Source organism: Shewanella frigidimarina NCIMB 400 (assembly GCF_000014705.1).
Taxonomy (GTDB): Bacteria; Pseudomonadota; Gammaproteobacteria; order Enterobacterales; family Shewanellaceae; genus Shewanella; species Shewanella frigidimarina.
Genome location: NC_008345.1, coordinates 857,444 through 880,474 on the forward strand (window position 1 = coordinate 857,444; position 23,031 = coordinate 880,474).

Annotated in this window: 20 protein-coding genes; 12 read left to right on the top strand and 8 right to left on the bottom strand. The window is 40.0% G+C overall.

Annotated features, from left to right (window positions below; all coding sequences use genetic code 11):
- Nucleotide 1: 1 nt before the first annotated feature.
- Nucleotides 2-358, bottom strand: coding sequence for a VanZ family protein (locus SFRI_RS03800; RefSeq protein WP_011636214.1), 357 nt, complete (start codon nt 356-358; stop codon nt 2-4).
- Between the two features lie 338 nt (nt 359-696).
- On the opposite strand from SFRI_RS03800, the gene SFRI_RS03805 reads away from it, so the two are divergent.
- On the top strand, nt 697-1,182 hold the full coding sequence (locus SFRI_RS03805) for a YajQ family cyclic di-GMP-binding protein (protein WP_011636215.1): 486 nt from the start codon (nt 697-699) through the stop codon (nt 1,180-1,182).
- A gap of 464 nt (nt 1,183-1,646) precedes the next feature.
- The gene (locus SFRI_RS03810; protein ID WP_011636216.1) at nt 1,647-2,033 is read left to right on the top strand and encodes a ribosome recycling factor family protein; all 387 of its coding nucleotides are present in this window, start codon (nt 1,647-1,649) and stop codon (nt 2,031-2,033) included.
- A 344-nt stretch (nt 2,034-2,377) separates the two neighbouring features.
- Here the strand turns inward: SFRI_RS03810 and SFRI_RS03815 are convergent, their stop codons facing one another.
- Nucleotides 2,378-2,953 carry a porin family protein gene (locus SFRI_RS03815; RefSeq protein WP_011636217.1) on the bottom strand — a complete coding sequence of 192 codons (576 nt, stop codon included), beginning with the start codon at nt 2,951-2,953 and terminating at the stop codon, nt 2,378-2,380.
- 826 nt (nt 2,954-3,779) lie between these two features.
- Between SFRI_RS03815 and cspE the strand changes: the two genes are divergently transcribed.
- The 4 genes from cspE (at nt 3,780) to SFRI_RS03835 (ending at nt 8,983) form a co-directional block, all read left to right on the top strand.
- On the top strand, nt 3,780-3,992 hold the full coding sequence (gene cspE / locus SFRI_RS03820; RefSeq protein ID WP_011636218.1) for a transcription antiterminator/RNA stability regulator CspE: 213 nt from the start codon (nt 3,780-3,782) through the stop codon (nt 3,990-3,992).
- Between the two features lie 309 nt (nt 3,993-4,301).
- Nucleotides 4,302-4,532 (top strand): hypothetical protein, encoded by a 231-nt coding sequence (locus tag SFRI_RS03825; protein ID WP_011636219.1) that lies wholly within the window; start codon nt 4,302-4,304, stop codon nt 4,530-4,532.
- Nucleotides 4,533-5,076: 544 nt separating this feature from the next.
- Nucleotides 5,077-6,093, top strand: coding sequence for a hypothetical protein (locus tag SFRI_RS03830; protein ID WP_011636220.1), 1,017 nt, complete (start codon nt 5,077-5,079; stop codon nt 6,091-6,093).
- Between the two features lie 703 nt (nt 6,094-6,796).
- Nucleotides 6,797-8,983: an OsmC domain/YcaO domain-containing protein gene (locus SFRI_RS03835; RefSeq protein WP_011636221.1), complete on the top strand. Its 2,187-nt coding sequence runs from the start codon at nt 6,797-6,799 to the stop codon at nt 8,981-8,983.
- Nucleotides 8,984-9,070: 87 nt separating this feature from the next.
- On the opposite strand, the gene SFRI_RS03840 is transcribed toward SFRI_RS03835, so the two are convergent.
- The gene (locus SFRI_RS03840) at nt 9,071-10,558 is read right to left on the bottom strand and encodes a CotH kinase family protein (RefSeq protein WP_011636222.1); all 1,488 of its coding nucleotides are present in this window, start codon (nt 10,556-10,558) and stop codon (nt 9,071-9,073) included.
- Between the two features lie 347 nt (nt 10,559-10,905).
- Between SFRI_RS03840 and SFRI_RS03845 the strand changes: the two genes are divergently transcribed.
- Nucleotides 10,906-12,309 (top strand): hypothetical protein, encoded by a 1,404-nt coding sequence (locus tag SFRI_RS03845; RefSeq protein WP_011636223.1) that lies wholly within the window; start codon nt 10,906-10,908, stop codon nt 12,307-12,309.
- Nucleotides 12,310-12,445: 136 nt separating this feature from the next.
- Nucleotides 12,446-12,694, top strand: a complete 249-nt coding sequence (locus tag SFRI_RS03850; protein ID WP_011636224.1) for a hypothetical protein — start codon at nt 12,446-12,448, stop codon at nt 12,692-12,694.
- A 76-nt stretch (nt 12,695-12,770) separates the two neighbouring features.
- Here the strand turns inward: SFRI_RS03850 and SFRI_RS03855 are convergent, their stop codons facing one another.
- Nucleotides 12,771-13,973 carry an ammonium transporter gene (locus tag SFRI_RS03855; RefSeq protein WP_011636225.1) on the bottom strand — a complete coding sequence of 401 codons (1,203 nt, stop codon included), beginning with the start codon at nt 13,971-13,973 and terminating at the stop codon, nt 12,771-12,773.
- Nucleotides 13,974-14,388: 415 nt separating this feature from the next.
- Between SFRI_RS03855 and SFRI_RS03860 the strand changes: the two genes are divergently transcribed.
- Entirely contained in the window at nt 14,389-15,558 is a 1,170-nt protein-coding gene (locus tag SFRI_RS03860) for a lipid-transfer protein (RefSeq protein ID WP_011636226.1), read from the top strand.
- Between the two features lie 78 nt (nt 15,559-15,636).
- Here SFRI_RS03860 and SFRI_RS03865 read toward each other — a convergent pair whose 3' ends face one another.
- Together SFRI_RS03865 and SFRI_RS21620 are read right to left on the bottom strand one after the other, a co-directional pair.
- On the bottom strand, nt 15,637-16,266 hold the full coding sequence (locus tag SFRI_RS03865; protein ID WP_041412779.1) for a PepSY-associated TM helix domain-containing protein: 630 nt from the start codon (nt 16,264-16,266) through the stop codon (nt 15,637-15,639).
- On the bottom strand, nt 16,259-16,660 hold the full coding sequence (locus SFRI_RS21620; RefSeq protein WP_167526084.1) for a hypothetical protein: 402 nt from the start codon (nt 16,658-16,660) through the stop codon (nt 16,259-16,261). Before SFRI_RS21620 ends, SFRI_RS03865 begins: the two co-directional genes overlap by 8 nt.
- A gap of 592 nt (nt 16,661-17,252) precedes the next feature.
- On the opposite strand from SFRI_RS21620, the gene SFRI_RS03875 reads away from it, so the two are divergent.
- Nucleotides 17,253-17,795, top strand: a complete 543-nt coding sequence (locus SFRI_RS03875) for a carboxymuconolactone decarboxylase family protein (protein WP_011636227.1) — start codon at nt 17,253-17,255, stop codon at nt 17,793-17,795.
- Nucleotides 17,796-17,975: 180 nt separating this feature from the next.
- Nucleotides 17,976-18,623 carry a DsbA family oxidoreductase gene (locus SFRI_RS03880; protein WP_011636228.1) on the top strand — a complete coding sequence of 216 codons (648 nt, stop codon included), beginning with the start codon at nt 17,976-17,978 and terminating at the stop codon, nt 18,621-18,623.
- A gap of 49 nt (nt 18,624-18,672) precedes the next feature.
- Here SFRI_RS03880 and SFRI_RS03885 read toward each other — a convergent pair whose 3' ends face one another.
- Nucleotides 18,673-21,018 carry an FdhF/YdeP family oxidoreductase gene (locus tag SFRI_RS03885; RefSeq protein ID WP_011636229.1) on the bottom strand — a complete coding sequence of 782 codons (2,346 nt, stop codon included), beginning with the start codon at nt 21,016-21,018 and terminating at the stop codon, nt 18,673-18,675.
- Nucleotides 21,011-21,826, bottom strand: coding sequence for a formate dehydrogenase accessory sulfurtransferase FdhD (gene fdhD / locus SFRI_RS03890; protein WP_011636230.1), 816 nt, complete (start codon nt 21,824-21,826; stop codon nt 21,011-21,013). Before fdhD ends, SFRI_RS03885 begins: the two co-directional genes overlap by 8 nt.
- 134 nt (nt 21,827-21,960) lie before the next feature.
- Here fdhD and SFRI_RS03895 point away from each other — a divergent pair, with 134 nt between their 5' ends.
- The gene (locus SFRI_RS03895; protein ID WP_011636231.1) at nt 21,961-22,860 is read left to right on the top strand and encodes a LysR family transcriptional regulator; all 900 of its coding nucleotides are present in this window, start codon (nt 21,961-21,963) and stop codon (nt 22,858-22,860) included.
- Nucleotides 22,861-23,031: the final 171 nt, after the last annotated feature.

The window sequence follows — 23,031 nt, forward strand, 5'->3', positions numbered from 1 at the left end:
TTTAACGATTCGCTTTTAATTTACGGTATTTATTGATAGAAAAGTGCAGTAAGTAAAATAATGCAATCCCAAAAAAGTCGGCAATAACATCGGCAGCTGAAGCGCTGCGATAAGGTAAGCGAGATTGAATCAATTCAATTAACACTGCATAGGTAGCTAGAGAGATACACAAAAAATACCAACGCGGTTTAAAAGCGTAATGTGCTAGATATGAAAGGGCAAAAAAACTGCCTAAATGGCCCACTTTATCCATATGGGCGAAAGTCTGCGGGTAACTTGGTTTTGAAAAAACAAGATAGCTAGTCACTATCACAGCAACAACTAACGCAAGTTTAAAAATATTTTTATAAGTGATCACGAGCGTAACATCAGCCTTGTGAAACGAGAATATCGCTAATAATAAGAAACCTGTTTAAAATTGTCACTAATTAACCTCTATAGAAAGTAATAATTGTTTAATAAGGACATTTTTTACTATTGATAATGACAAAATCATAGTCGTCAAACTCAATACCAATGGGCGTTTTAGCCTCATTATCAATTAAAATAGCTGGTTAATGATATTTTGTTAATCAATAGGATATTAGCGAAAGATAATCGGCTCAATAAAGCCTAAGTTGTACTTCACTATCCTGTTAATGACTCCTAGTGTAAAATAGCCATATATAAATGTGATGAATCAAAGAGGAAAGCAACATGCCATCTATGGATATTGTGTCGGAAGTTGACGAAGAAGAATTACGTAACGCGGTAGAAAACTCTCGCCGTGAAGTGGCTGGTCGATTTGATTTACGTGGTAAAGAAATCGAGATTGATTTGAAAGACAATGTTGTTACCTTAAAATCAGAAGACGATTTCATTTGTAAGCAGTTAGTCGATATTCTGCGTATTCAACTTAGTAAACGTAACGTCGATCCGTCGTCAATGGAAGTCGATGAAAAAGCGGTTCACAGTGGTAAAACCTTCAGTTTAAAAGTTAATTTTAAGCAAGGTATTGATTCACTGGTGGCTAAAAAGCTGGTTAAAGCTATCAAAGACAGCAAACTTAAAGTGCAAGCCGCTATTCAAGGCGACTCAGTACGCATCACCGGTAAAAAGCGCGATGACCTACAAGCTGTCATGCGTCTAGCCAAAGAATCAGAACTCGGACAACCATTCCAGTTCGACAACTTCAGAGACTAATCCTGAAGCAATAAAGAGAAGCCGATATGCATTAATCGATATTGGTTTTTTAAATTTATCCTGCTTGTCAGATTTTAGATCAGATAACATTGTTTTGAGTTTTGTCATAAACAGTGAATAAGTAGCAAGCTTTGTCTTAAACTTATGTTCAACATCATTACCTACGCTTTGACTTAATTAAACTAGTAATACATATCTACTAATGAATGTCGAAAGCCTATTGTTGGCATTTTTAATTAAAAGTACAAATTGCCATGCAATGCTTAGTGTATTGATATTGTTTGTTATTTTATAGTGATTTGATATAAGTATTTTCACATTGATGGCATTGGTCTGTTGTTACTTTTGTTTCGGATAGACTTACTTTGATTGCTATATATTTTCTGTCATAGTTAATTTATCTAACTGTTTATAGACGTTATTTAGTGGGTAGGGCACAGTACGATCCTGTTTAAAATACTATTATGACTGAAGATATTACCATTCCACTTCCATCGCTTATTCATCGAATCGGTGGAGAGAAAGCCAAGCAGGCAAAAATCATTGCGCTGCAATATGACTGCGAGCTAAAGCGTGTGCGTCGATCTCGGAATTGGAGAGTTATCGGTGAGGCGGTTAATATTCAGTCGTTTACTGAACAGTTAAAAGCACAAAGTGATGATAATTTTCGTTATCTTATTCGAAAGATTGAGACTGCGCTTCTTGGCCATGCAGATAAGTTAGAGCCACTAGACGAAAAACTTGTCCGCTTAATTAAACAAACACCAGGTATCACCTTGGGAGAATTAATCCAACTTACCCAATGTACGTTAACTGAGGCGCGAGTGGCTCGTTTTAACGTCGATTTTTGAATATTTCAAAGTGTGCTTTTTATTTTTTTATGCTGCAGGATCGCAATACTCCGGGGTGATACAAAATACAACGCTTGTTGTTTTGAGCCACAAGCTCAGTATGTAAATTTGCATCGCAGTGAATAAACAGAGTTAAAGATAAGCAACCTAAGTCATCAATTGTTTTATTGACACAAATCGCAGACACAAGAGCGATGTTCATATCACTTGCTCTTGGGTGAAGGTTAATCGGTTTAATGCGGATCTGAGAATTATAGGTACAAAATAAGGGCGTAACACAAATTGCATTACACCCTTCTGGATTTTATTTTTTAAGTAGTTAATTTAAGCACTCTACTTAATCACTAGAAACGATATTCAACACCGATACTAGCTTGTTTAAAGTCTGTTTCTGTGTCGGAACCGTTAGATACATTATCTAAGTTAATTTCTGCATCATACCAAGTGTACTCTGCATTAATTAGAAAACGATCTGTTACCTTAAACGCTACACCTGCACCGGCAAACACACCTTCATCATCTTTATTGCCAGAAAACCCGACTACGTCATAATCTGTTGAGTACCATAACTGACCACCTTTGGCATATAACTCTATTCGCTCAGCAATGGGCAATGTCACTTTTAGACCTGCGGTATAACCATCTGTTTCAGCACTAGATAAGTTGTTGCCGTAACTACCAAAATCAATATAGCTACCTTCTAGAGCTAAGTATTTGTTGAAGCGATAACCGACTAGGCCCTGGAGAACATCATTGTCGTCATCAAAGTCATCTTCGCCATCAACTTTTAGGTAACCATAATTAGCGCCGACATAAACGCCATTTTCAGCTACGTCTTTCTTGAAGTCATCAGCGTGAGAATAAGTACTAAAAGAGGCTAACGAAATAAGTCCAGCTAAAGTAAGAATCGTATTTTTCATAAGGTACTCCTAGTTAATTACGTAAATACATCTAACTACCTACAAAACGGATGCCAACTTTATAAAAGTAACAGCGAATTATTTATCGGTATTTAAATTTAACGATTAATATCAATGATTTATATTTTTGTTTTTGATGGGGGAAGGTGGCCGGTGATTATATCTCAAGTGAAATGGCTTATTTTTTCACCTGCTTAATGAGACAGTAATAATGTAAAACGGTATTTTTTTCTGATTAAATTGTAAATTTTTCATATTGAAAATATATTGTTATCAATACGTTACGGTTTATTTGTTATTGTCTACTTTCTAGGAAAGATAAAATCTTGGTCATAAACTTGCTATGTTGATTTAGCTTTTTAAAGTGTAGGTTTGTCCGATAGCGTTAAAGTACAACCATTAAGTAAAGATAATAACTATACAGTAACAAGCCGATTAACCGGATTATCAACACGGTAGGATCGTGAACCTAATTTCATATCGATTTTTTGGTTAACGGCTATGACAGGCTTAGTGGCTAATCTAGTGGCTAATATTGTACATTGAGGTTGCAGGTGACAATGCTGCTAACCAAGTGGTTTTAGATATTATTTATATTTATTCAATAAAAATATTTACAAGCTTAGATATTCGTGTATTATACGTCTTGCTCTGACATTCAGAGTTATTAATGAACATCAAGTAAAAGAAAAGCCTTAGAATCTCTTCGTTATCGTTGTTATCCTCTGTGTTTCCCTTAGCTTCATCGTGACATTCAATAATTCAAGCTTGAGCGCATCGCATTTTCGCGACAGATTGATTAATTTTAATATATAAGGGACACATCATGTCTAACAAAACAACTGGTTTAGTAAAATGGTTTAACGAAGATAAAGGTTTTGGTTTTATCACTCCTGATAACGGCGGCGCTGACGTGTTCGTTCATTTCCGTTCAATCACTTCAGAGGGTTTCAAGACTCTTGCTGAAGGCCAGAAAGTTTCTTTTGATGTTGAGCAAGGCCAAAAAGGCCCACAAGCTGCTAACGTAGTAGCTGTGTAACTCGACGTTATAAGAATAACGCAAACGGTTTAACGACTGTTTGCGTTTTTTTATGCCTGCAATTTAACAATTTATATTGTTAGCGCGTATAGGTACTTCATTTTGGGCGTATGATAACTTCAAATTTGGTTTAATATTTATCTACTGCTTGTTAATCAGCATCCTTAACACGAGCAGAACCCAGCACTCACTTAATAATTTACTGATTTCTCAAAAACCCTCTTTCTACTTTGATCTGAATCAACGCTATTAATCGTAAATCGATTCATTATATTAGCTGTACATCATACTGATGATTACGGGGCCATAATGTCAGATAACAAACTCATCTTGATTTTAAAAATCTGTATCTCGATAGGGATTAGCTTAATTTTATTAGGCATTTATTGTCATAATTTCAGCGAAACGATTGCAACGATGGGGGTTAATGGAATCATTATTAGTGCTATGTGTGTTGCTTTTGGCATGGCGTTGTCGCTACCAACAAAAATGTACCTGACTTTTATACTGGTTAAGCGTGAAGTAGAAAAAACCACATGACTTCTTTTTAGTCGGTTCGTTATGAGTTGACTGTAAATGTTTACACTGCCTACATTTTCATTTCAAATATCAATTTTTATCTCCCTGATTTTACCTGCTCGAAATAATTTTTAATGATGATAATTTCTTCTACCACCTTTTATCTTGACCAATTTATTTTTGCAAAAGCCTAAGTTAGTAAACGTAAAAGTCTTATTGAGTGGCTTAGTTGCAATTTAATACTTAAGAATGAAAGTTTTTTGTGGTTGATTTTAATCGGTTTTCTGTGACGTTCATTACTGTGAGACGTTTAATTTGTTACATAAATAGTGATACTGGTCTGTTTCTACATAATGATGGGGAAATTTGTAGTTATAAAAACCTATAGCATTGATTTTATGAATATTAAATTTATAAGAAACTAACTGCTTTATGGTGAAAATATCACTTTTTTGGTTGAATATATGTGACTTTTGTTAGTTTTCAATGGTTTTTTGGATGACATTCGTTTTTGGATCAGTTATTACTGTTTATACAAACAGGAAATAACATTTAAGGAAAAATAATGCCTTCATGGTTTACTAATGTTCAGCTTGGTTTTGATATGGCGACAAGCTTAACAATCGTTGGTGCTGCAGTTACTTGGGTTATTCGTGAGAAGAAGCAAGCTGAAGCCGAAAAAGTGCGTGGCATTAATCAACAGGTTCGCTCTACGAGTCTTAAAAAAGTACAAGATGTGCTTTTTGAGATGGAAGATAAATTTTCTGTGCTGATCAATGAAACACAGACCTATGAAAATATGATCGATAATCGTGTTCGCAAAGTAAATGATCAACTCGATTTTTCTCGATTGAATTTAGCGATAAAACGAGACGATCAATTTCTGATTAAAGCGATTGATCGTCTCCAAGCTATTCGCGAAGAATTAGGTCAGTTTTATGAATTGATTCAGGTTAGACGTTATAGCTTGATACCTTTACTTGATGCTATTGAAGAAGGTGATAAGTATATTGGTGTATTCCAACAAAACATCGACGAGGTCGGTGATGCTTATAACCAAGTGACATCAGGAAATGTATCTCTGTTAAAAGAGCTGGAAGCAGTTATTTCAATGCTCAACAAACAGTTTGGTGATGAGCTTGTTGACGTATCTGATGAAGTCAAAAAAGAGCTTTTTCAAAAGATATCGACAGATGAAACCTTTATGAAACCAATACAATCTATCATTTATGATGAAGATTATTTCTATTGGGTACAACGTTTTGTTCCTGCAGGAAGAGAAGACGATTATTTAGAAAAGGTTGTTAGACCAAGTAAAATTGAAGATAAAGAGCTTTGCTCTGAAGTGATGGTTCATTTTATTTTAGCCTTAATTGGTAAGAACCATGAGCTAATTTCTCAAGTACTGAGAACGGCTTCAGGCTCGGTGATGAAAGCACGAATCGAGTGTAAAGATATTTTGATTTCACTTAGTGCTATTTCACATAAATTGGTTATGGATAATAATGGCGAAACACTTGAAAAAGTAATCGCTAAATATGAGTCTGAAGAGTACTTTGGACGAAACGTAACTATTCGCTAGTCGATCTATTTAACATTGAACCTGCTGTTTATATTTTTGAAGATGACTAGGGTCTGTTGACCTTTGTTGGTTGAATTTTGTTCGAGTTAAAAACGTTTTAAACTAGGCGAATGGATTGCTGCCTAGTCATCTAAGCAAAATGCATTCAACAAAGAGTAAAACGTTTTTAGCCGAACCTTTCGGGCAGCGTTTGTAGGTCATTTTTACTGCGTTATCGACTTTTTACGTAGAATAACTACACCACAAAGTCTCTGCCTTGTCGCTCATGTGTAAATAATGGCCAACAATTCTCTGTAAAAACAACCTTAAAAGATCAGTAAGACCTAGTGTTTCTAGGTCTTACCGGACTTAGTGGCAGATGAATGAGGGGTGAAAACCCTTCATCATTTATACACCGGGTTTAGCTTCAGCAAGACTGGCTTCAACCTTTGCCGTTAATATATTCATAATACGATCTGTGACGATTGGATCTACAGTGATAACTGTTTATTTACATTGAAATGAGCATGTTCATCAATTTAGTCATTTTTATAAACACTAGCACTGTTCTGCTGCTAGCGAATCAATAGTGTTAATCCTGCAAAATCAGCTTAAAGCTAACATTTTGGCAATTAACCCAAGACTATTGGCTCAAAAACACCGATAATTCACCCTAATTTAGACAAGCTGGCCGTTTGGTTGCGCAAGACTGTGGATATATTCAATGGAAATCAAAGTAAATTTTCTCGATAATTTGAGACTCGAAGCTAAGTTTGACGACTTTACCGTCACCGCCGATCAGCCGATCCGCTACAAAGGTGATGGTTCTGCTCCTAGTCCTTTTGATTATTTCTTAGCATCTTCAGCACTTTGTGCCGCTTACTTCATTAAGGTGTATTGTAAAGCTCGTGATATTTCGACTGAAAATATCAAATTATCGCAAAACAATATCGTTGACCCGGAAGATCGTTATAACCAAATCTTCCAAATTCAAGTTGAGTTACCGGATGATATTTCGGATAAAGATCGCCAAGGTATTTTACGTTCAATTGATCGTTGTACCGTTAAAAAAGTGGTTCAGACTGGGCCTGAGTTTAAAATCGAAACCGTTGAAAACTTAGACGCCGACGCCAATGCGATGTTGATGGGTCAAACTGAAGCCGATGCGAGTACTTTTATCTTAGGTAAAGATTTACCGCTTGAGCAAACCATTAAAAACATGACAGGCTTGTTAGCCGACCTTGGTATGAAGATTGAGATTTCGTCATGGCGTAACATTGTGCCAAACGTGTGGTCTTTGCATATTCGTGATGCGGCTTCTCCGATGTGCTTTACTAACGGTAAAGGTGCTACTAAAGAGAGCGCGTTATGTTCTGCTTTAGGCGAGTTTATTGAGCGTCTTAATAATAACTTTTTTTATAACGATCAATTCTTTGGTACTGAAATCGCCAATAGCGAATTTGTGCATTACCCGAATGAGAAATGGTTCGCGCTAGAAGAAGATGATGCTCTGCCTACTGGCATTTTAGATGAGTACTGTTTAGACATTTATAACCCCGATGAAGAGTTATGTGGCTCACATTTAATTGATACTAACTCAGGCAATAAAGATCGTGGCATTTGTGCTATTCCATACACGCGTCAGTCCGATGGGGAAACGGTCTATTTCCCGTCTAACCTTATTGAAAACTTATTTTTAAGCAATGGCATGAGTGCAGGTAATAACTTGCAAGAAGCTCATGTACAGTGTTTATCTGAAATTTTTGAACGTGCAGTTAAACGTCAAATTATCGAACAAGAAATTGTACTACCCGATGTGCCAATGGCAGTACTAGAGAAATTCCCAAGTATTTTAGCGGGCATTAAAGGGCTTGAAGAGCAAGGCTTTCCTATTGTAGTGAAAGACGCTTCTTTAGGCGGTCAATTTCCTGTTATGTGCGTGACCTTAATGAACCCACGTACTGGTGGTGTTTTTGCCTCGTTTGGTGCACACCCTAGCTTTGAAGTGGCATTAGAGCGCAGCTTAACCGAGTTGTTACAAGGCCGCAGCTTTGAAGGCTTAAACGATGTGCCAAAGCCAACGTTTAACAGCATGGCAGTGACTGAACCAGAAAACTTTGTTGAACACTTTATTGATTCAACTGGGGTTATCTCTTGGCGCTTCTTTAGCAGTAAGTTTGATTATGAATTCTGTGAATGGGACTTTAGCGGTACCAGTGAAGAAGAAGCCAGCGGTTTATTTGGTATTTTAGAGGCCATGGGCAAAGAAGTGTACATTGCCGAATTTACTGATTTAGGTGCTTCTGCGTGTCGTATTTTAGTGCCTGAATATTCAGAAGTGTATCCTGTAGATGACTTGATTTGGGACAATACCAATAAGTCTTTAAACTACCGTGAAGATATCTTAAATCTGCATTCATTAAGCACTAAAGCGTTAGGTAAGTTAGTTAATCGCTTAGAAGAAAGTCAATTAGATAACCACACCGATATCCGTACGTTAATTGGCATTGTGTTTGATGAGAACACGGTTTGGGGCCAGTTAACCATTATCGAACTGAAGATTTTGATTTATCTTGCATTAGGCTCGCACGAAGACGCTATTGAATTGGTTGGTGAGTTCTTACAGTTTAACGACAATACCGTTCAACGAGGTCTGTTTTATCAAGCTGTGAATGCGGTATTGGAAGTGACTTTAGATGAAGACTTAGAGCTTGAACACTTTATTGGCAACTTTAACCGCATGTTCGGTAAAGAAGTTATGGACAATGTTGTCGGTTCGGTTAATGGCACAGTACGCTTTTATGGCCTGAGCAAAACCAGCATGAATCTCGAAGGTATTGAGCCACATTTACGTTTGATCGAAAGCTACAAAAAACTGCATCAAGCGCGTAAAGCAAACCTTAGTATCTAATTTATTGGTTCTGTTTTGCATAGTAAAAAGCCCGTCACTTATGTGGCGGGCTTTTTTGTCGCACTATATTATGAAGGAGTGACGTGCTTACTGTTTGTCTAAATAACTTTCTACAGCAGTGGCTCTATCTTCGGCATGCTCTATTAGCTCATCGATAGCACGATAAAAATCGCTACTGCTTTCTAAAAAGCTATACCCAGATACTTCAGTGGTCGCATAAGGAGCAATCAGTGCAGAGTAAGCATTGTAGCTTGCTTGCATTTTATGGGTTTCGAATGCATCGCTGATAACCTCAAGTAAAAACTGGTTGTAGCGGTCACGGTATACATCATCTGCGTGCAGTTTTGATATGAGTGGCCAGCTGTTTGAGTTGAGGTCAGAGAAGTCTAACGACAATGCGCCACCTTGTTTCCCGTCTTGCAATGCTTCGTTGTTGTCCCAAGGTATCCAGGTCAGTTTTGAATTGTCTGGATTGCTATATAAATAGTAGTTGTGTGGCATTAAGCCGTAAGTGTCCCAGTTTTGAATGATGCCATTAACGGCTAAGTATTTTAAAAATACATCAACATCAAATACCGTTTCTAAATTGGCTCGCCATGTTTCAGGGTCTGTGGTGCGAATGTCGTCGTGTAAGGCGGTAAATAGGGCTTGTATATCTGACCAATCTTCGTCGTCTTCGTTAGTTTTTTTCTCAAAATCTTCTTGATTAAATGACCCATCAACAAACATTGCGCCATTATCTTCGGGTTTGTACAAGTTACCTTTGTCGCTAGAAAATTGCGTGTCGATTACCGTGTCATCAATTTCTTCTACAAGAGTATATAAACCAAAATATTCAGGGCCGTCGCCATGGTCAACGTATAAGGTATAAAACCCAGTGTGAGATACCGCAAGCCCTGCATCTTTAAACACATCCGCAGCTACTTTTTCACGTAACATTGACTCGTCATCAAAGTTGTTTTTTAAACTAAACTTTTTAAAGCCATAAAAGCGTTGGTTTTTAATTTGCGGGTAATCGTCTTCATACTCGTCGAAATCAAGTTTAAGCGCCAGTTTCAGAATGCCTTGTTGCCAGCTAGTTTGCAGTGATGAATTACCTTTAAAGCGGATGCCGACGCGATACCATTGCGTGCCGTTATAAAATACTTCAGCTGGAACAAAAATAGGATCTTCATCGGTATCACTTAAGCTATTTGATGAGCTTCTACCAAATTCGCCATAGAGTGCTGTCATGTCATCTAACATGCTCTGCCAGCGATCTTCTGTTACAACGATATCGAGTCGTTTAACTTCGGTATCACTAAACACTTCATCAAAGTTAGGGTCGACATTTTTACTGTGAGTTTCATCAGTCCAATCGGTTGCTTCAAAATCAGCATCGGTGACTTCTGTTGTTGTACTCGTATCCGTGGTATCGGTACTTGTTGCTGTTTCTACTACATCTGTTGTGCTGTCGCTATCGCTTCCGCCACAAGCAGTCAGTAACAGTAAGCTACTGAGTGTGAGTGCAAATATGAACGTAATAGGCTGGTTAAACAGCCTATTGATTGGGTATAAATGATTACTGGTAACCATCAGATTCTCCTAACATTTGCTTATGCTGAGTTATACGATTAATTGACATAATATCGTTAACAGTATGTTAGAGAACAAAGGTGCAAAAATTGTGCAGATAGAGTGGATATCTACAGCAAGTCAATAAAAGTGAGGCGTAGGTCATTACTCATGTATCAGGTGCACTTGGTTAACCGGGTCAATGTTCATTTATTGCAATAGCGTGACCATGAGTGTCAATCGTTTACACTGTTTTAGAGCTTAGTAAGCAGTGGGTTTACAGTGATTGCATTTCAGATTAGGGTAGTGAACACGATTAAGTGTTAATACTATGTAAAAATACGATGTTATAGACTCAAGGACGATAAATGAAACCTTCACTTTTTTTGCTCAGCTGTGCAATGTTAAGCCCTGCTATAAACGCCAATGAATTACCGCCAATTTTAGATTTTTACCCACTTTGTAGTCCACACACTATCGATACAGCCAATGATAAAATCGTCTACGATATTGACCCAGACTTGCTGGAATCGTCTAGTGATGGCGTTTTGTCCCATCGTGATGCTTATATACAACAAGCCTTTGTGGAAATACAGCGAAAAGCTGCAGCAGCAGGAGCGGATGCGATTATTCTTGATAGATTAAGTGTTGGTGGAATTGAGCGAAGTATTGACTTGCAAGATGACAGTAGCCGAGTTAAATCGAACACCAAGCAAATCCATGTGATTACCACTGCGCAATACGTTACCTTTTGTGACGATACACAACTGAGCAAAGATCCAACACCTTATAACAGCGAAGGTAAATCGGTTTCGTATACCCAAACCACAGTTCAATTGACGATGCCAAACGAGGGGAATGTATTAAAGCAAGCGCAAAAACACCAAGCACCTGATGCGCTTATTACAACCGACAGCGCCTATGGCATACACATTGGTGACTCGGTTGATGTTTTACAACAAGCATTAGGTCCTCACAGTATTCAGTTGCAACTCGACAATGGTGCAACCGTTTATGGTTATGGGCGGAGTCTATGGTTTGTTGTTAAAGACAATCGTATCGAGATGATTACCCAGGATTTAGGATTGTTAAATGGCCATGGTCAAAACCAAATTGCCTTAAGTGAAAACTATGATGGCGATAATTGGGTGATTGCTAACCAAGTGCGTCAAGGTGATGGGCTTACTAGCGTGAAAGCGCATTTAGCGCTAAAAAAGCAAGGTGATGTTTACAGTGTGGCAGGTAAAAATAGCCGATTGATATTAACCTTTGAAGACTATAATGAAAGTCTAGATAACGCTGCTGTTTCTCGACTTAACAGCTTTGCCATTATGCCATTAACAGTCACTGATGAGCATCACGTTAAGTTCGGCAACTTTGATAATATCAACATCGCAACATTGTTGACATTAGCATTTAAGCAAGCTTATACCTTGCAACCACAACAGCTCATCAACCAAATCCAATTGACAGACAACGGTCCAAAAGTGCTGGTGAATAGCAATGTGTTATTGGGTTTTGATCGCCAAGGAGTCGTTAATTCAATTAAAATTACCGAGTCGATGCTTGGCACGCAAACGATGAGTGAATTTAATGCTGTGCTTGCTAGTTATCAGTTGCCTACTATCAAATCGCAATTGTTGGAGCGATACCCAAACGCAGAAGATAATTTTGATAACATTATGCTGACAAAAGGGAAGGTGATGTTGTCGATTAATTTTGATTCATACGATGACGATGCGCAGCTGATTGATTTTACGTTACGTTTTTGATCATCTTAGCGGCTAGACCTGAGTGAGTGGTACAGTAACCAGCGCTATAGGCACAGATGGCATACAATATACCTTATTGAGGTTCAATGGGTTAAAGTAGCACCCAAGTTTTGATCTAAAGTTGTTGGGAAGTTAAATGAATATTGAAAATGATGTGATTGATAATTTAGCCGAATTAGAACGCTTTTTACTGTCGGTGGAGAAGGGCGGTTTAGGTTTGGAAGGTGTTGCGGGTGTGGGTATGGCAACTAGTAATGCTGATGGTCGTCATTTTGTTGCGGTATTTGGTGATAACCACAAGCTATTACTTGGCCGCTGGATTACCGCTGAAATCTTCGAAAGCGGTCAAGAGATGGTTAAGAATGGGGTTAAATCGAAGCACTGATTGTAGACTCTGTTTCGTGTAAAAAGGGGCAGAAATTCATTTCCGCCCCTTTTTAACTATAAGTGACTTAGCATCATCACTTATCTGAATTGGTTGAGCCAATCTTATGTATCGCTAAATCCGCCCCAATAAATTCATCTTCTTGGCTTAAGCGTAAACTCGATACTTTATTAACCGCGCCATACACAATCATACCGCCAACAATTGCCACCACAACGCCAGCAATACTGCCAATGAGTTGCGACATAAAGCTGACCCCGCCAAGACCACCTAAAGCCTGCTGACCAAAAATACCCGCAGCAATACCGCCCCATACACCGCATAAACCGTGTAGTGGCCATACGCCTAGAACGTCATCGATTCTGTTGCTACGCTGTAATTTGGTGTACACCAGAACAAACAAACCTCCTGCTATACCGCCAACCACAAATGCGCCAACAGGATGCATTAAGTCAGAACCTGCACACACAGCAACTAAGCCTGCTAGTGGTCCGTTATGAATAAAGCCTGGGTCATTCTTACCCACCACAAGTGCCACAATCGTACCGCCAACCATAGCCATTAAACTGTTTACCGCCACTAAACCACTAATACCGTCGAGGGTTTGCGCTGACATAACGTTAAAGCCAAACCAACCGACAATTAACACCCAAGAGCCTAGCGCTAGAAAGGGAATATTTGATGGCGCAAATGCGATTCCCGGTTTACGACCACGGCGAGCTCCTAATAAGTAAATGGCGACTAAGGCTAACCAACCGCCCATTGCATGCACTACAACGGAACCGGCAAAGTCATGAAATTGGGCGCCGAATTGGCTTTCTAACCAAGCTTGAAATCCATAATTACCGTTCCACATAATCCCTTCAAATAGCGGATATACGAAGGCAACAATTAAAGCAGATGCCAATAAGAAAGGTCTGAAGCTGCCGCGTTCAGCAATACCGCCAGATACAATTGCTGGAATGGCTGCTGCAAATGTGAGTAAGAAGAAAAACTTAACCAGTTGGTAGCCATTATCAGTGGTTAAGCTTTCTGCGCTGACAAAAAAGTGATTGCCATAAGCTATTTGATAACCAATGACAAAGTAGGCGATAGCGGAAAAGGCAAAGTCAGTTAGAATTTTAACCAAGGCGTTAACTTGGTTTTTATGCCTCACGGTGCCCATTTCTAAAAATGCAAAGCCTGCGTGCATGGCTAACACCATAATTGCACCAAGTAAGATGAACAAGGTGTCTGCACTTTGTGCAATGACGCCAATAGCATCACTAATATTATTCATTTCAGTTCCCACAAAACGATTCTCTGTTGAAATTCATACTTTTATAAAGCAAAAGTCATTCCTAAACCGATACATGGCTGGCATTTTTCTGAACCTATACGGTGCAAATGTCTGAAAATGTTGCTGAAATGATCCATTAAATGTACTACTTCGGTGCATTTTGATGTTAACTCAGTACTCAATAGTGTCCGTAATGATTGATGCTTGGGCTCGGAATGTCCCATATTGGTGCGTTAATGCTTGTCTTTGGTGCGTTGCGCTGCAAGTAAATTAACTTTATGTTAACAGTCGTCATTAAGATAATATTGTCCAATAACAAGGATGAAAAATACACTAGGTGTAAAAATCCCGATTCCAGATTATTAATAACTGATCCCCAATAACATCTCACTAGAAACAGCATTACGGGAGCAATATGACAACAGTAAGAGTGGCAGGGGTTGGAATGATCCCTTTTTGCAAACCAGGTAAACATGAGCCCTACCGTGCGATGGCGGCTAAAGCGATTAAGTTAGCATTAACCGATGCTGGTCTTGACGCCAAGTCAATTGGCCAAGCATATGGAGCCTATATTTATGGCGACAGCACCTGCGCGCAGCATGCATTCTACGATGTAATCCAAAGCGGCATTCCAATTATCAATGTTAACAATAATTGTTCTAGTGGCTCGACAGCGTTATTTCTTGCGCGCCAAGCGGTGTTGTCTGGACAAGTGGATTGTGCGTTAGCGTTTGGATTTGAAGAAATGCAACCAGGTGCATTGGGATCGCATTGGACTGACAGAGAAAGCCCTTTTGAGCGGATTGAGCCAGTGTTAAAGCAGTTTAATGCCCCGCAAGGCCCAATTGCATTACGCGCTTTTGGTGCAGCTGGCCGACATTATATGGATAAGTATCATGTCGGTGCCGATATTTTTGCCAAGGTGGCCGAAAAGTCACGTCGTCATGCGTTACAAAATCCATACTCGATGTTTTCAACGCCATTAACGTATCAGCAAGTGCTTGATGATAAGTTAATTTACGATAACTACTTAACACGGCTTATGGCTTGTCCTCCCACCTGTGGTGCAGCTGCGACCATTGTTTGCAGTGAACAGTTTGCCCGTCAAAACGGCATAACATCCAAGGTGAAAATTATTGCGCAGGCAATGGCAACTGATACAGAGCAGTCGTGGCAAGACCCAATTTTTGCCGTCGGTAAGGGTATGAGCCAACAAGCGGCGCAGCGGGTTTATGATGATGCTGGTATCGACCCCAATGATATTGATGTGATAGAGCTACACGATTGCTTTACTCCAAATGAGGTGATCACTTACGAGGCATTAGGCTTATGTCCTGAAGGCGGCGCTGCTGAATTGATTGCTAATGGTGACAACACTTATGGCGGTAAATTTGTCATTGGGGCATCGGGTGGATTAATGTCGAAAGGGCACCCAATTGGTGCTACTGGGTTGGCACAATGTACAGAGCTGACATGGCACTTACGTGGTCAAGCTGGCAACCGACAAGTCGATAATGCCACATTAGCGCTGCAGCATAATGTAGGTTTAGGTGGCGCGGTGGTGGTAACGTTATATGGCGTTTAACTAACGGTTTGATTTCATGCTGCGCTACATTGCCGTTGATGTATGAAGGAAATGTAGCGCAACATGGTGGGCTGTTCGTTAACTGGCTTTTTTGCGACTAAAAGTACGTCGGTAAAAGGTCACCACACTGAATGATAAAATCAATGTGCCAATGAGTGACACCAAGGTAATCAACATTACATAGCTTGCTGGCATGTACAGTCCATCGTGTAGAGGACGAACAAAACTGGCAATTTTAGCTGATAAAGGTCGGTCACTGTGTTTGATTACTGACTCAATCGTTCCTTGTTGATAATTCATGCTGATGCGATCAGCTTCTCTTAACCACACGCCCTGATGTTCATCGAATTGAATACTGTACACAAGGTCTTGTGGTTTATCTGTTTCTGCTTGCTGGCCTTTATTGGGCTTAGAGCGTGGTTTACTCACTGATACAAGTTCTGCGTCTGGCCAAATTTGTTGTGCGTTGCTTAGCTGGCTTAACCAATGACTTGGTTGGCTGACAGAATAAGGTAGTGTCTGTTCGCTGGTGGCATCTTGCTTAAGAACACCTGTCCATAAGCTGTTGTAAGTGATTAAAAATCCGCTGATACACAATATAAACAATGGTACTGAAATAAATAATCCCAGTTGAATGTGGCTTTTAAGTAAACTGCTTGAGCGGGTATTTTTAGGAATACTTTGTTTTAATCTAAATCCATTACGCACTCGCCACCACAGGTAAATGCCAATTAAGGTTACGATGCCCCCCCGCAAGCGATGCCCATGCATTAATGTATTTACCACCATTGTCGATGAGAAAATTTCGATGCAACCAAAATACCGTGCTATATCCAGGTAAATCGAAAGAGGAGCTACTCGACAGTTCATTTAACTCTTTGTCCAATGCAATTGATTTACCACGAGTGCTAGCTTGAATATATGGCGTATGTTCTGTTGGAAAGCGAACAGTACTCATGTCGGGATAGCGCTCAAATACACTCGCAACAGTATCGGCTTTTTGTTCAAGTGTGATTGGAGAGTATGTTTGATCTTTACTGTCTAGGCGTTTGAGTAAATCAACGCTACCGAGATATACCCCAGTGGTAAGTACTATTAACATGGTGATGCTAATAAAAAAACCTACCCAGTTGTGAAACCATTTTAATGTCGAAACCATGTTCATTTTTGTTTGCTCAAATTATGCCATGCAGTATTGCAATAGAGTGTTAAACCTGCTGATTTTGTTATTTTTTATAAACGTTAATACAAATCCACAAACTTGCGGTAATGATAATTAATCTCAATTATTTGTTCAATTAAAGAAGTGTAAAGATGGGGGGGATAAACCCATTTTATCGTCTAAATATCGTTTTGGCGTAAGTGCTTTATTCTGGGATTGTTATTAATTAGATCGTACTTCACCCTATTAGAGCTGTCGCTACGCATTTCTAGATGCCTCAATAATTGATAATCTAAATGTTCAAGTGGCTAGTTGAATTAGCATTAACGGCTGAGTTTAGTGATTATTTTATATTTTTTAAAACTCATACTATTTTGATAATAAACAATATTCTCTAATGTATATTTGAATAACAACAATCAATTTGAACAATCATTCAAAATAAACTTGAGCGAGCGTTCAAATTGATTTATAGTGGTCTCAATTCGAAACGCAACACTCCTAAATTTATTTATCTAGAAGAGAGAATATTATGACTGCATTTACTATTCACACTGTAGACACAGCACCAGAAGACAGCAAAGCAATGTTAGAAGGCGCTAAAAAGCAAATGGGTATGGTACCTAATTTATTTGGTGTGTTGGCAGAATCTCCAAGCACGTTGCAAGCTTACCAACAGTTACATCAGGCTTTTTTAGACACATCATTTAACCCTGAAGAGCTAACGGTTGTATGGCAAACCATTAACGTTGAACACGAGTGTGGCTATTGTGTACCAGCACATACAGGTATTGCACATTCAATGAAAGTAGACCCAGCGTTAACTGAAGCATTACGTAATAAAGCGGCGATGCCAACTGCAAAATTACAAGCGTTACAAGATGCGACATTAAGTATCGTACGTAACCGCGGTAACATTTCTGAAGCAGAACTAGCAGCATTTTATGCCGCAGGTTATGGCCAACAGCAGGTGTTAGAAATCATTTTAGGCTTGTCACAAAAAGTGATCAGTAATTACACCAACCATGTAGCAAAAACACCGGTTGACGATGTATTCAAAAAGTTTGCTTGGTAATTCTTTACCAACATTGTTACCGACATTTTTATCGACATTTTTATTAAAGATTATCATCCACGATAAGTCGATGAATGTATGACTTCATAATACCAATGCCCGCGTTATCGCAAATGGCATTGGTATTTTTTTATCAGGTTTTAGTGAACAAAACGCACTTGAACAGATGAGGACCACCAAATGACAGCAAAGATTAAACTCGATATTATTTCAGATGTTGTGTGCCCTTGGTGCATCGTTGGTTATAAACACTTAGAAGCGGCGATAAATGAACTTGGGCTACAAGATCAAGTTGAGATTGAGTGGCAACCATTTGAACTTAACCCTAACATGCCTGCTGAAGGTGAAAACCTGCGTGAGCATTCAGCCAGAAAATACGGCACAACCCCAGAAGGTAGCGTTCGTGCACGGGCTAACATTGCCCAGCAGGGGGCTGAAAATGGCTTTATTTTTGACTATTTTGAACAGATGAAAATGGTTAACACTTTAGACGCTCATGTGCTGTTGGAATACGCTAAAGAAGTGGGTAAGCAAACTGAGCTTAAACTGCGTTTATTCAGTGCCTTTTTTACCGAACATAAAGATATTTCAAACCGTGAAGTGCTGAGCGCTGAACTCATTGCGGTGGGTATTAATGCCGCTGAAGCCATAAGTTTACTTGATAACGCAGCAGTGGCTGAACAGGTTCGCGCCAAAGAAGCCCATTGGCAGCAACTTGGTATTTCGGGTGTGCCCACGGTCATTTTTAACCAATCGAGTGCATTAACTGGCTCGCATCCAGTTGAAGCGTATAAACAAGTTTTGGCTGATTTAGTCGCCCAGCGCTAATGCGCTAGGGCAACATCGTTTGAGTATTGTTATTCCGAGTTTAGGTTACTTATACCTGAGCCACGCTAATCACCTGTTTGGTTGATGCAGTAATAACCACTGGGATTGATTTTGAGGTTGGGGTGTAAGAGCCAATTCCGACGCTGTTGATTGACACCAGTGGATTCGTCTCGGGGTAATATGCGGCAATGTTACCGCGTGGAATATCGTAATAAACCACGCTAAAGCCACAGACTTTGCGGACGATATTATCGTTGGCAATAGACTGTATATCAACAAGCTGGTCTTCAAGAAGATTAAGTTGAACAGCATCTTGTTGGTTCATAAACAATACATTCCGCTTGCCTTTAATACCGCGATACCGGTCGTCCATGCCATAAATAGTGGTGTTGTATTGGTCGTGAGATCGCAAACTTTGCAGTAAAAAAATAGCTTGTTGTTCGGCGGATGACGCAGTTGTTTGTGCGTTGCTTGAGCAATCTGCAATAACTGAATTTGGCAACTGACTAGGATTAAATTGAGCTAACTGGTTAGTGGTATTCCAAATAAGCTCAGCAGCACTATTCCCCAGATAAAACCCGGCAGGTTGCTCGATACGTTGATTAAAGTCATTAAAGCCGTCGATGGTATTTTCGATAAGCTGACGAATTAGTGCATAGTCATCACGTAATGCCAGCCAATCTAGTTTATTTGCGGCATGGTTTGTTGAGTTGAGCTGAGTCGAGCCGGAATGGTTAAATGTTGCATGAGCCATTTGAGCGACAATATCAATTTCAGATAAACATTGTTCTGAGGCGGGTTCGGTCATACCTGTTGAAGCATGAACCATGCTAAAGGTATCTTCAACGGTGATTTTTTGAATGCCGCTTTGCTGCTTGTCTAATTCGGTACGGCCTAAACAAGGTAAAATTAAGGCGTCGTGTGTTACTTGTAAGTGGCTGCGATTAAGCTTAGTGCTGATTTGAACATTCAGTTCAGCATTGCGCATCGCTTGGTATGTAAAATCAGTATCGGGCGCCGCAGCCGCAAGATTTCCACCTAAACAAATTAGCACCTTACTCTGTTTACTGTGTAGGGCTTTAAGGGCTTCGACCACATTGTGGCCCGCTTGCCGCGGTAAGCTGGTAGACAAATGCTGTTCTAAGCGGGTAATAAAAGCGGCAGACGGCTTTTCATTAATGCCCATAGTGCGGTTGCCTTGCACATTACTGTGGCCGCGAACAGGGCATAATCCGGCGCCTTTTTTGCCTATTTGACCACATAGCAGATGCAGGTTAACGACTTCACGAATAATGTCGACCGAATGCTTATGTTGAGTTAAGCCCATTGCCCAGCAACTGATCACGGTTTTACTGTCACTGAACACGGTCGCAGCTTGAATAATCTCTGCTTTTGTCAGTCCAGATTGTTGTTCTATTTTATCCCAGCTAGTGTGTGTAACACTGTGTTGATAATCTTCAAAAAATGCACTGTGCTGTTGTATAAACTCATGGTCTATTTTATCTGGACGTTGTTCAATAATAAATTTAGCCATGCCTCGCGCAGCGGCCATATCGCCGCCTAATTTAGGGGTTAAATACAAATGGCTGATGGTAGTGGCTGCTGGTGTGAGCAATTCTATAGGACTTTGTGGACTGGCGAACTTTTCTAAGGCAACTTCTTTAAGATTATTGAAAGTGACAATTTTACCCCCTTGTTTGGCGGCCTTGCGCAGAGTATTCATCATTCTTGGGTGGTTGGTGCCAGGGTTTTGGCCAAACACAAAAATGGCTTCGGCGGCATCAAAATCTTCTAATACTACCGTGCCTTTACCTATTCCAATGGCGCTAATTAATGCGACACCACTAGCTTCGTGGCACATGTTAGAGCAATCGGGAAAGTTATTGGTGCCATAAAGCCGGCCAAACAGTTGGTAGAGGTAGGATGCTTCGTTACTGGCGCGTCCAGAAGTGTAAAATTCAACTTGGTCAGGGCTACTTAAACTGTTGAGCTTGGTGGCGATAATCGAAAACGCCTCAGACCAGCTTACTGGTTCATAGTGATCTGTTATCGCATTAAAGCGCATTGGTTCGGTTAAACGCCCCTGATACTCTAACCAGTAGTCAGTCTGTTTTGTTAGTTGGCGTACCGAATGCTGAGCAAAAAAATCGCGACCAACGCCTTTGCCTGTTGATTCCCATGCCACGGCTTTAGCACCATTTTCGCAAAACTGAAATGCACCTTGTTTGTTATCGCCCCATGCACAACCCGGACAATCGAAGCCATCAGTTTGATTAACACGGAGTAAGTTTTTAAGGTTTTGCTTAGTGTGTTGGCTGCGAAGTACATGAGTAAATGTGGCTTGCAGTGAAGGGAATCCGCCGGCTTTGGTTGGTTTTTGGTGATGACTAGACATGAATTTCTCCGATAGGGCTCAGCGATAGACGATTAACATTGAAGTGAGAGTCGTAACTGGAATAATAAATAGGCGCTGAAAACTTGGGTATGTGAATAATGTTGAGGTTGTATTTTAGTGCCAGCTTGACCGCGAGTTGGCTTGGCGAAGCTAGACTAATAAGATTGTTAGCGCCAAACAGCACCGCTTTATGGATCAATTCACTGCTACAACGACTGGTGATTAATAAGGTATTACATGATGTTTCTTGAGCCGCGGTTGTTTGCCTTATTAACATGCCGATAAGTTTATCGAGTGCATTATGACGGCCAATGTCTTCACGACAGGCGATAATGTCGCCTTGGGCTGTTAACGCTAAAGCCGCATGTATCGCACCACTTTGTTGAGCTTTTATTTGGCTGTCGGCAATGCGTTGTTTTAAGGTTTCAAGGTTATTAATGTCAATGGGGCGAGTGACCGGAAGAATAGGTAATTGAGGCAGTGCATGCTCTATTGCTTCAACACCGCAGATGCCGCAACCTGTAGCACCCACGAGCCGACGTTTTTTACTGTTTAAGGCCGACAGACAACGATTGGCGATAGTCACTTCAACCATAAAGCCGCTATCTGATGGCGTTATTTGAATGTCATGTACGTCATGATCGTATTGGATAATGGCTTCGGAAAATAAAAAACCAATCGCAAAGTCTTCAATATCATCAGGAGTGACCATCATCACAGCATAGTTAATCCCGTTAATATTTATGGCGGCAGCTACTTCCTCTACCAGATGTTCAATGGGTGGCAACCATTTGTATGAAGCATTCATGTGTATAGACTCAAAACCTGACGTGGATCACAGTTTAGGGGGCGCTAATACACAAAGCCAATCAAACAAATTTATGCGGTGATAGTTTTTATCTATTAATATGATGGAATTGATAGGCAGACTTTGAAGGGCGTATGAACCTGAGGCAGTTACATTATTTTTATGAATTAGCGCAGTTTAAGCATTTTGCTAAAGCAGCCAAAGCTTGCCATATTACCCAGCCGACTTTGTCTGCCAGTATAACCGCGTTGGAAAAAAGTTTTGGTACCGAGCTAGTGGTGCGCGGCAGTCAGTTTGTTGCGTTAACCGATGCTGGACAGATTGTATTGCGCTATGCAGAAAAAATGCTGTTAGATCAAGCTGCGCTAAAACAAGAGTTGAGTGTGTTTAGTGGGCCATTAATCGGCTCTTTGAGGATTGGCATTGTGCCGCAGTCGAGTGTCGATATTATGCCGATAATTAAAGCATTCAATGAGCTGCACCCTAATATTGCCGTGACGCTTTTAGTGACCACCAATGAAAAGCTAATTGAGCAACTGACTTTGCATCAAATTGATATCGGTCTAGGGTTTGATGAAAACCTTACTGAGGCGAATCGTCGCACGTTTCATTTTTATCCGCAGATTGATAATGATATGGCGGTATTATCAACCCAAGCCCTCGTTAATCAACTCGATAGTACTACGCTAAGAGATAACCGATTAACCCTTAATAATTTGCAACGTTTACCATTGGTGTTGTTAAGCCAAAATATGCAGTTTAGGCAATACATTGATAATGCGATGGCAAAAACGGATTTGCACTTTAATGTGGTGTTAGAAACCGACTCGCTATTTCATCTAGTCAGCGCGGTAAAACACAATATTGGCTACGCGATTGTCAGCAGCGGTATTGCAAAATCGGCTCAGCAGTTATTCAATCTGCATTACCGACAATTGCAAAGTATTGAATCGGGTAATACCGTGTTTATTACCCGTAAATACAGTGTCTCACCAGCGATGCGCGAATTTGTGAGTCTGATTGAAATGGGGTAATTTTTGCAGGTGTTTTGCCGTTAAAGCATCATGCTAGCAAGTTCAGATAGGCGTGGATGTTGTTAATATCGCATCATTTAACTTGGCTGGTGGCATCTTAACGGCAGCAAAGATAACACCTGTTAATGACAACGCTGCTTTTTGGGTGTCATTGCTGTCCTAAAAATTGCT

Coding starts and splice junctions, on each gene's coding strand:
- SFRI_RS03850 (WP_011636224.1), top strand. CDS start 12,446: ATGAATATTGAAAATGATGTGATTGATAATTTAGCCGAATTAGAACGC.
- SFRI_RS03885 (WP_011636229.1), bottom strand. CDS start 21,018: ATGTCTAGTCATCACCAAAAACCAACCAAAGCCGGCGGATTCCCTTCA.
- SFRI_RS03830 (WP_011636220.1), top strand. CDS start 5,077: ATGCCTTCATGGTTTACTAATGTTCAGCTTGGTTTTGATATGGCGACA.
- SFRI_RS03855 (WP_011636225.1), bottom strand. CDS start 13,973: ATGAATAATATTAGTGATGCTATTGGCGTCATTGCACAAAGTGCAGAC.
- SFRI_RS03840 (WP_011636222.1), bottom strand. CDS start 10,558: ATGGTTACCAGTAATCATTTATACCCAATCAATAGGCTGTTTAACCAG.
- SFRI_RS03880 (WP_011636228.1), top strand. CDS start 17,976: ATGACAGCAAAGATTAAACTCGATATTATTTCAGATGTTGTGTGCCCT.
- SFRI_RS03805 (WP_011636215.1), top strand. CDS start 697: ATGCCATCTATGGATATTGTGTCGGAAGTTGACGAAGAAGAATTACGT.
- cspE (WP_011636218.1), top strand. CDS start 3,780: ATGTCTAACAAAACAACTGGTTTAGTAAAATGGTTTAACGAAGATAAA.
- SFRI_RS03825 (WP_011636219.1), top strand. CDS start 4,302: ATGTCAGATAACAAACTCATCTTGATTTTAAAAATCTGTATCTCGATA.
- SFRI_RS21620 (WP_167526084.1), bottom strand. CDS start 16,660: ATGTTAATAGTACTTACCACTGGGGTATATCTCGGTAGCGTTGATTTA.
- SFRI_RS03835 (WP_011636221.1), top strand. CDS start 6,797: ATGGAAATCAAAGTAAATTTTCTCGATAATTTGAGACTCGAAGCTAAG.
- fdhD (WP_011636230.1), bottom strand. CDS start 21,826: ATGAATGCTTCATACAAATGGTTGCCACCCATTGAACATCTGGTAGAG.
- SFRI_RS03845 (WP_011636223.1), top strand. CDS start 10,906: ATGAAACCTTCACTTTTTTTGCTCAGCTGTGCAATGTTAAGCCCTGCT.
- SFRI_RS03815 (WP_011636217.1), bottom strand. CDS start 2,953: ATGAAAAATACGATTCTTACTTTAGCTGGACTTATTTCGTTAGCCTCT.
- SFRI_RS03895 (WP_011636231.1), top strand. CDS start 21,961: ATGAACCTGAGGCAGTTACATTATTTTTATGAATTAGCGCAGTTTAAG.
- SFRI_RS03875 (WP_011636227.1), top strand. CDS start 17,253: ATGACTGCATTTACTATTCACACTGTAGACACAGCACCAGAAGACAGC.
- SFRI_RS03860 (WP_011636226.1), top strand. CDS start 14,389: ATGACAACAGTAAGAGTGGCAGGGGTTGGAATGATCCCTTTTTGCAAA.
- SFRI_RS03810 (WP_011636216.1), top strand. CDS start 1,647: ATGACTGAAGATATTACCATTCCACTTCCATCGCTTATTCATCGAATC.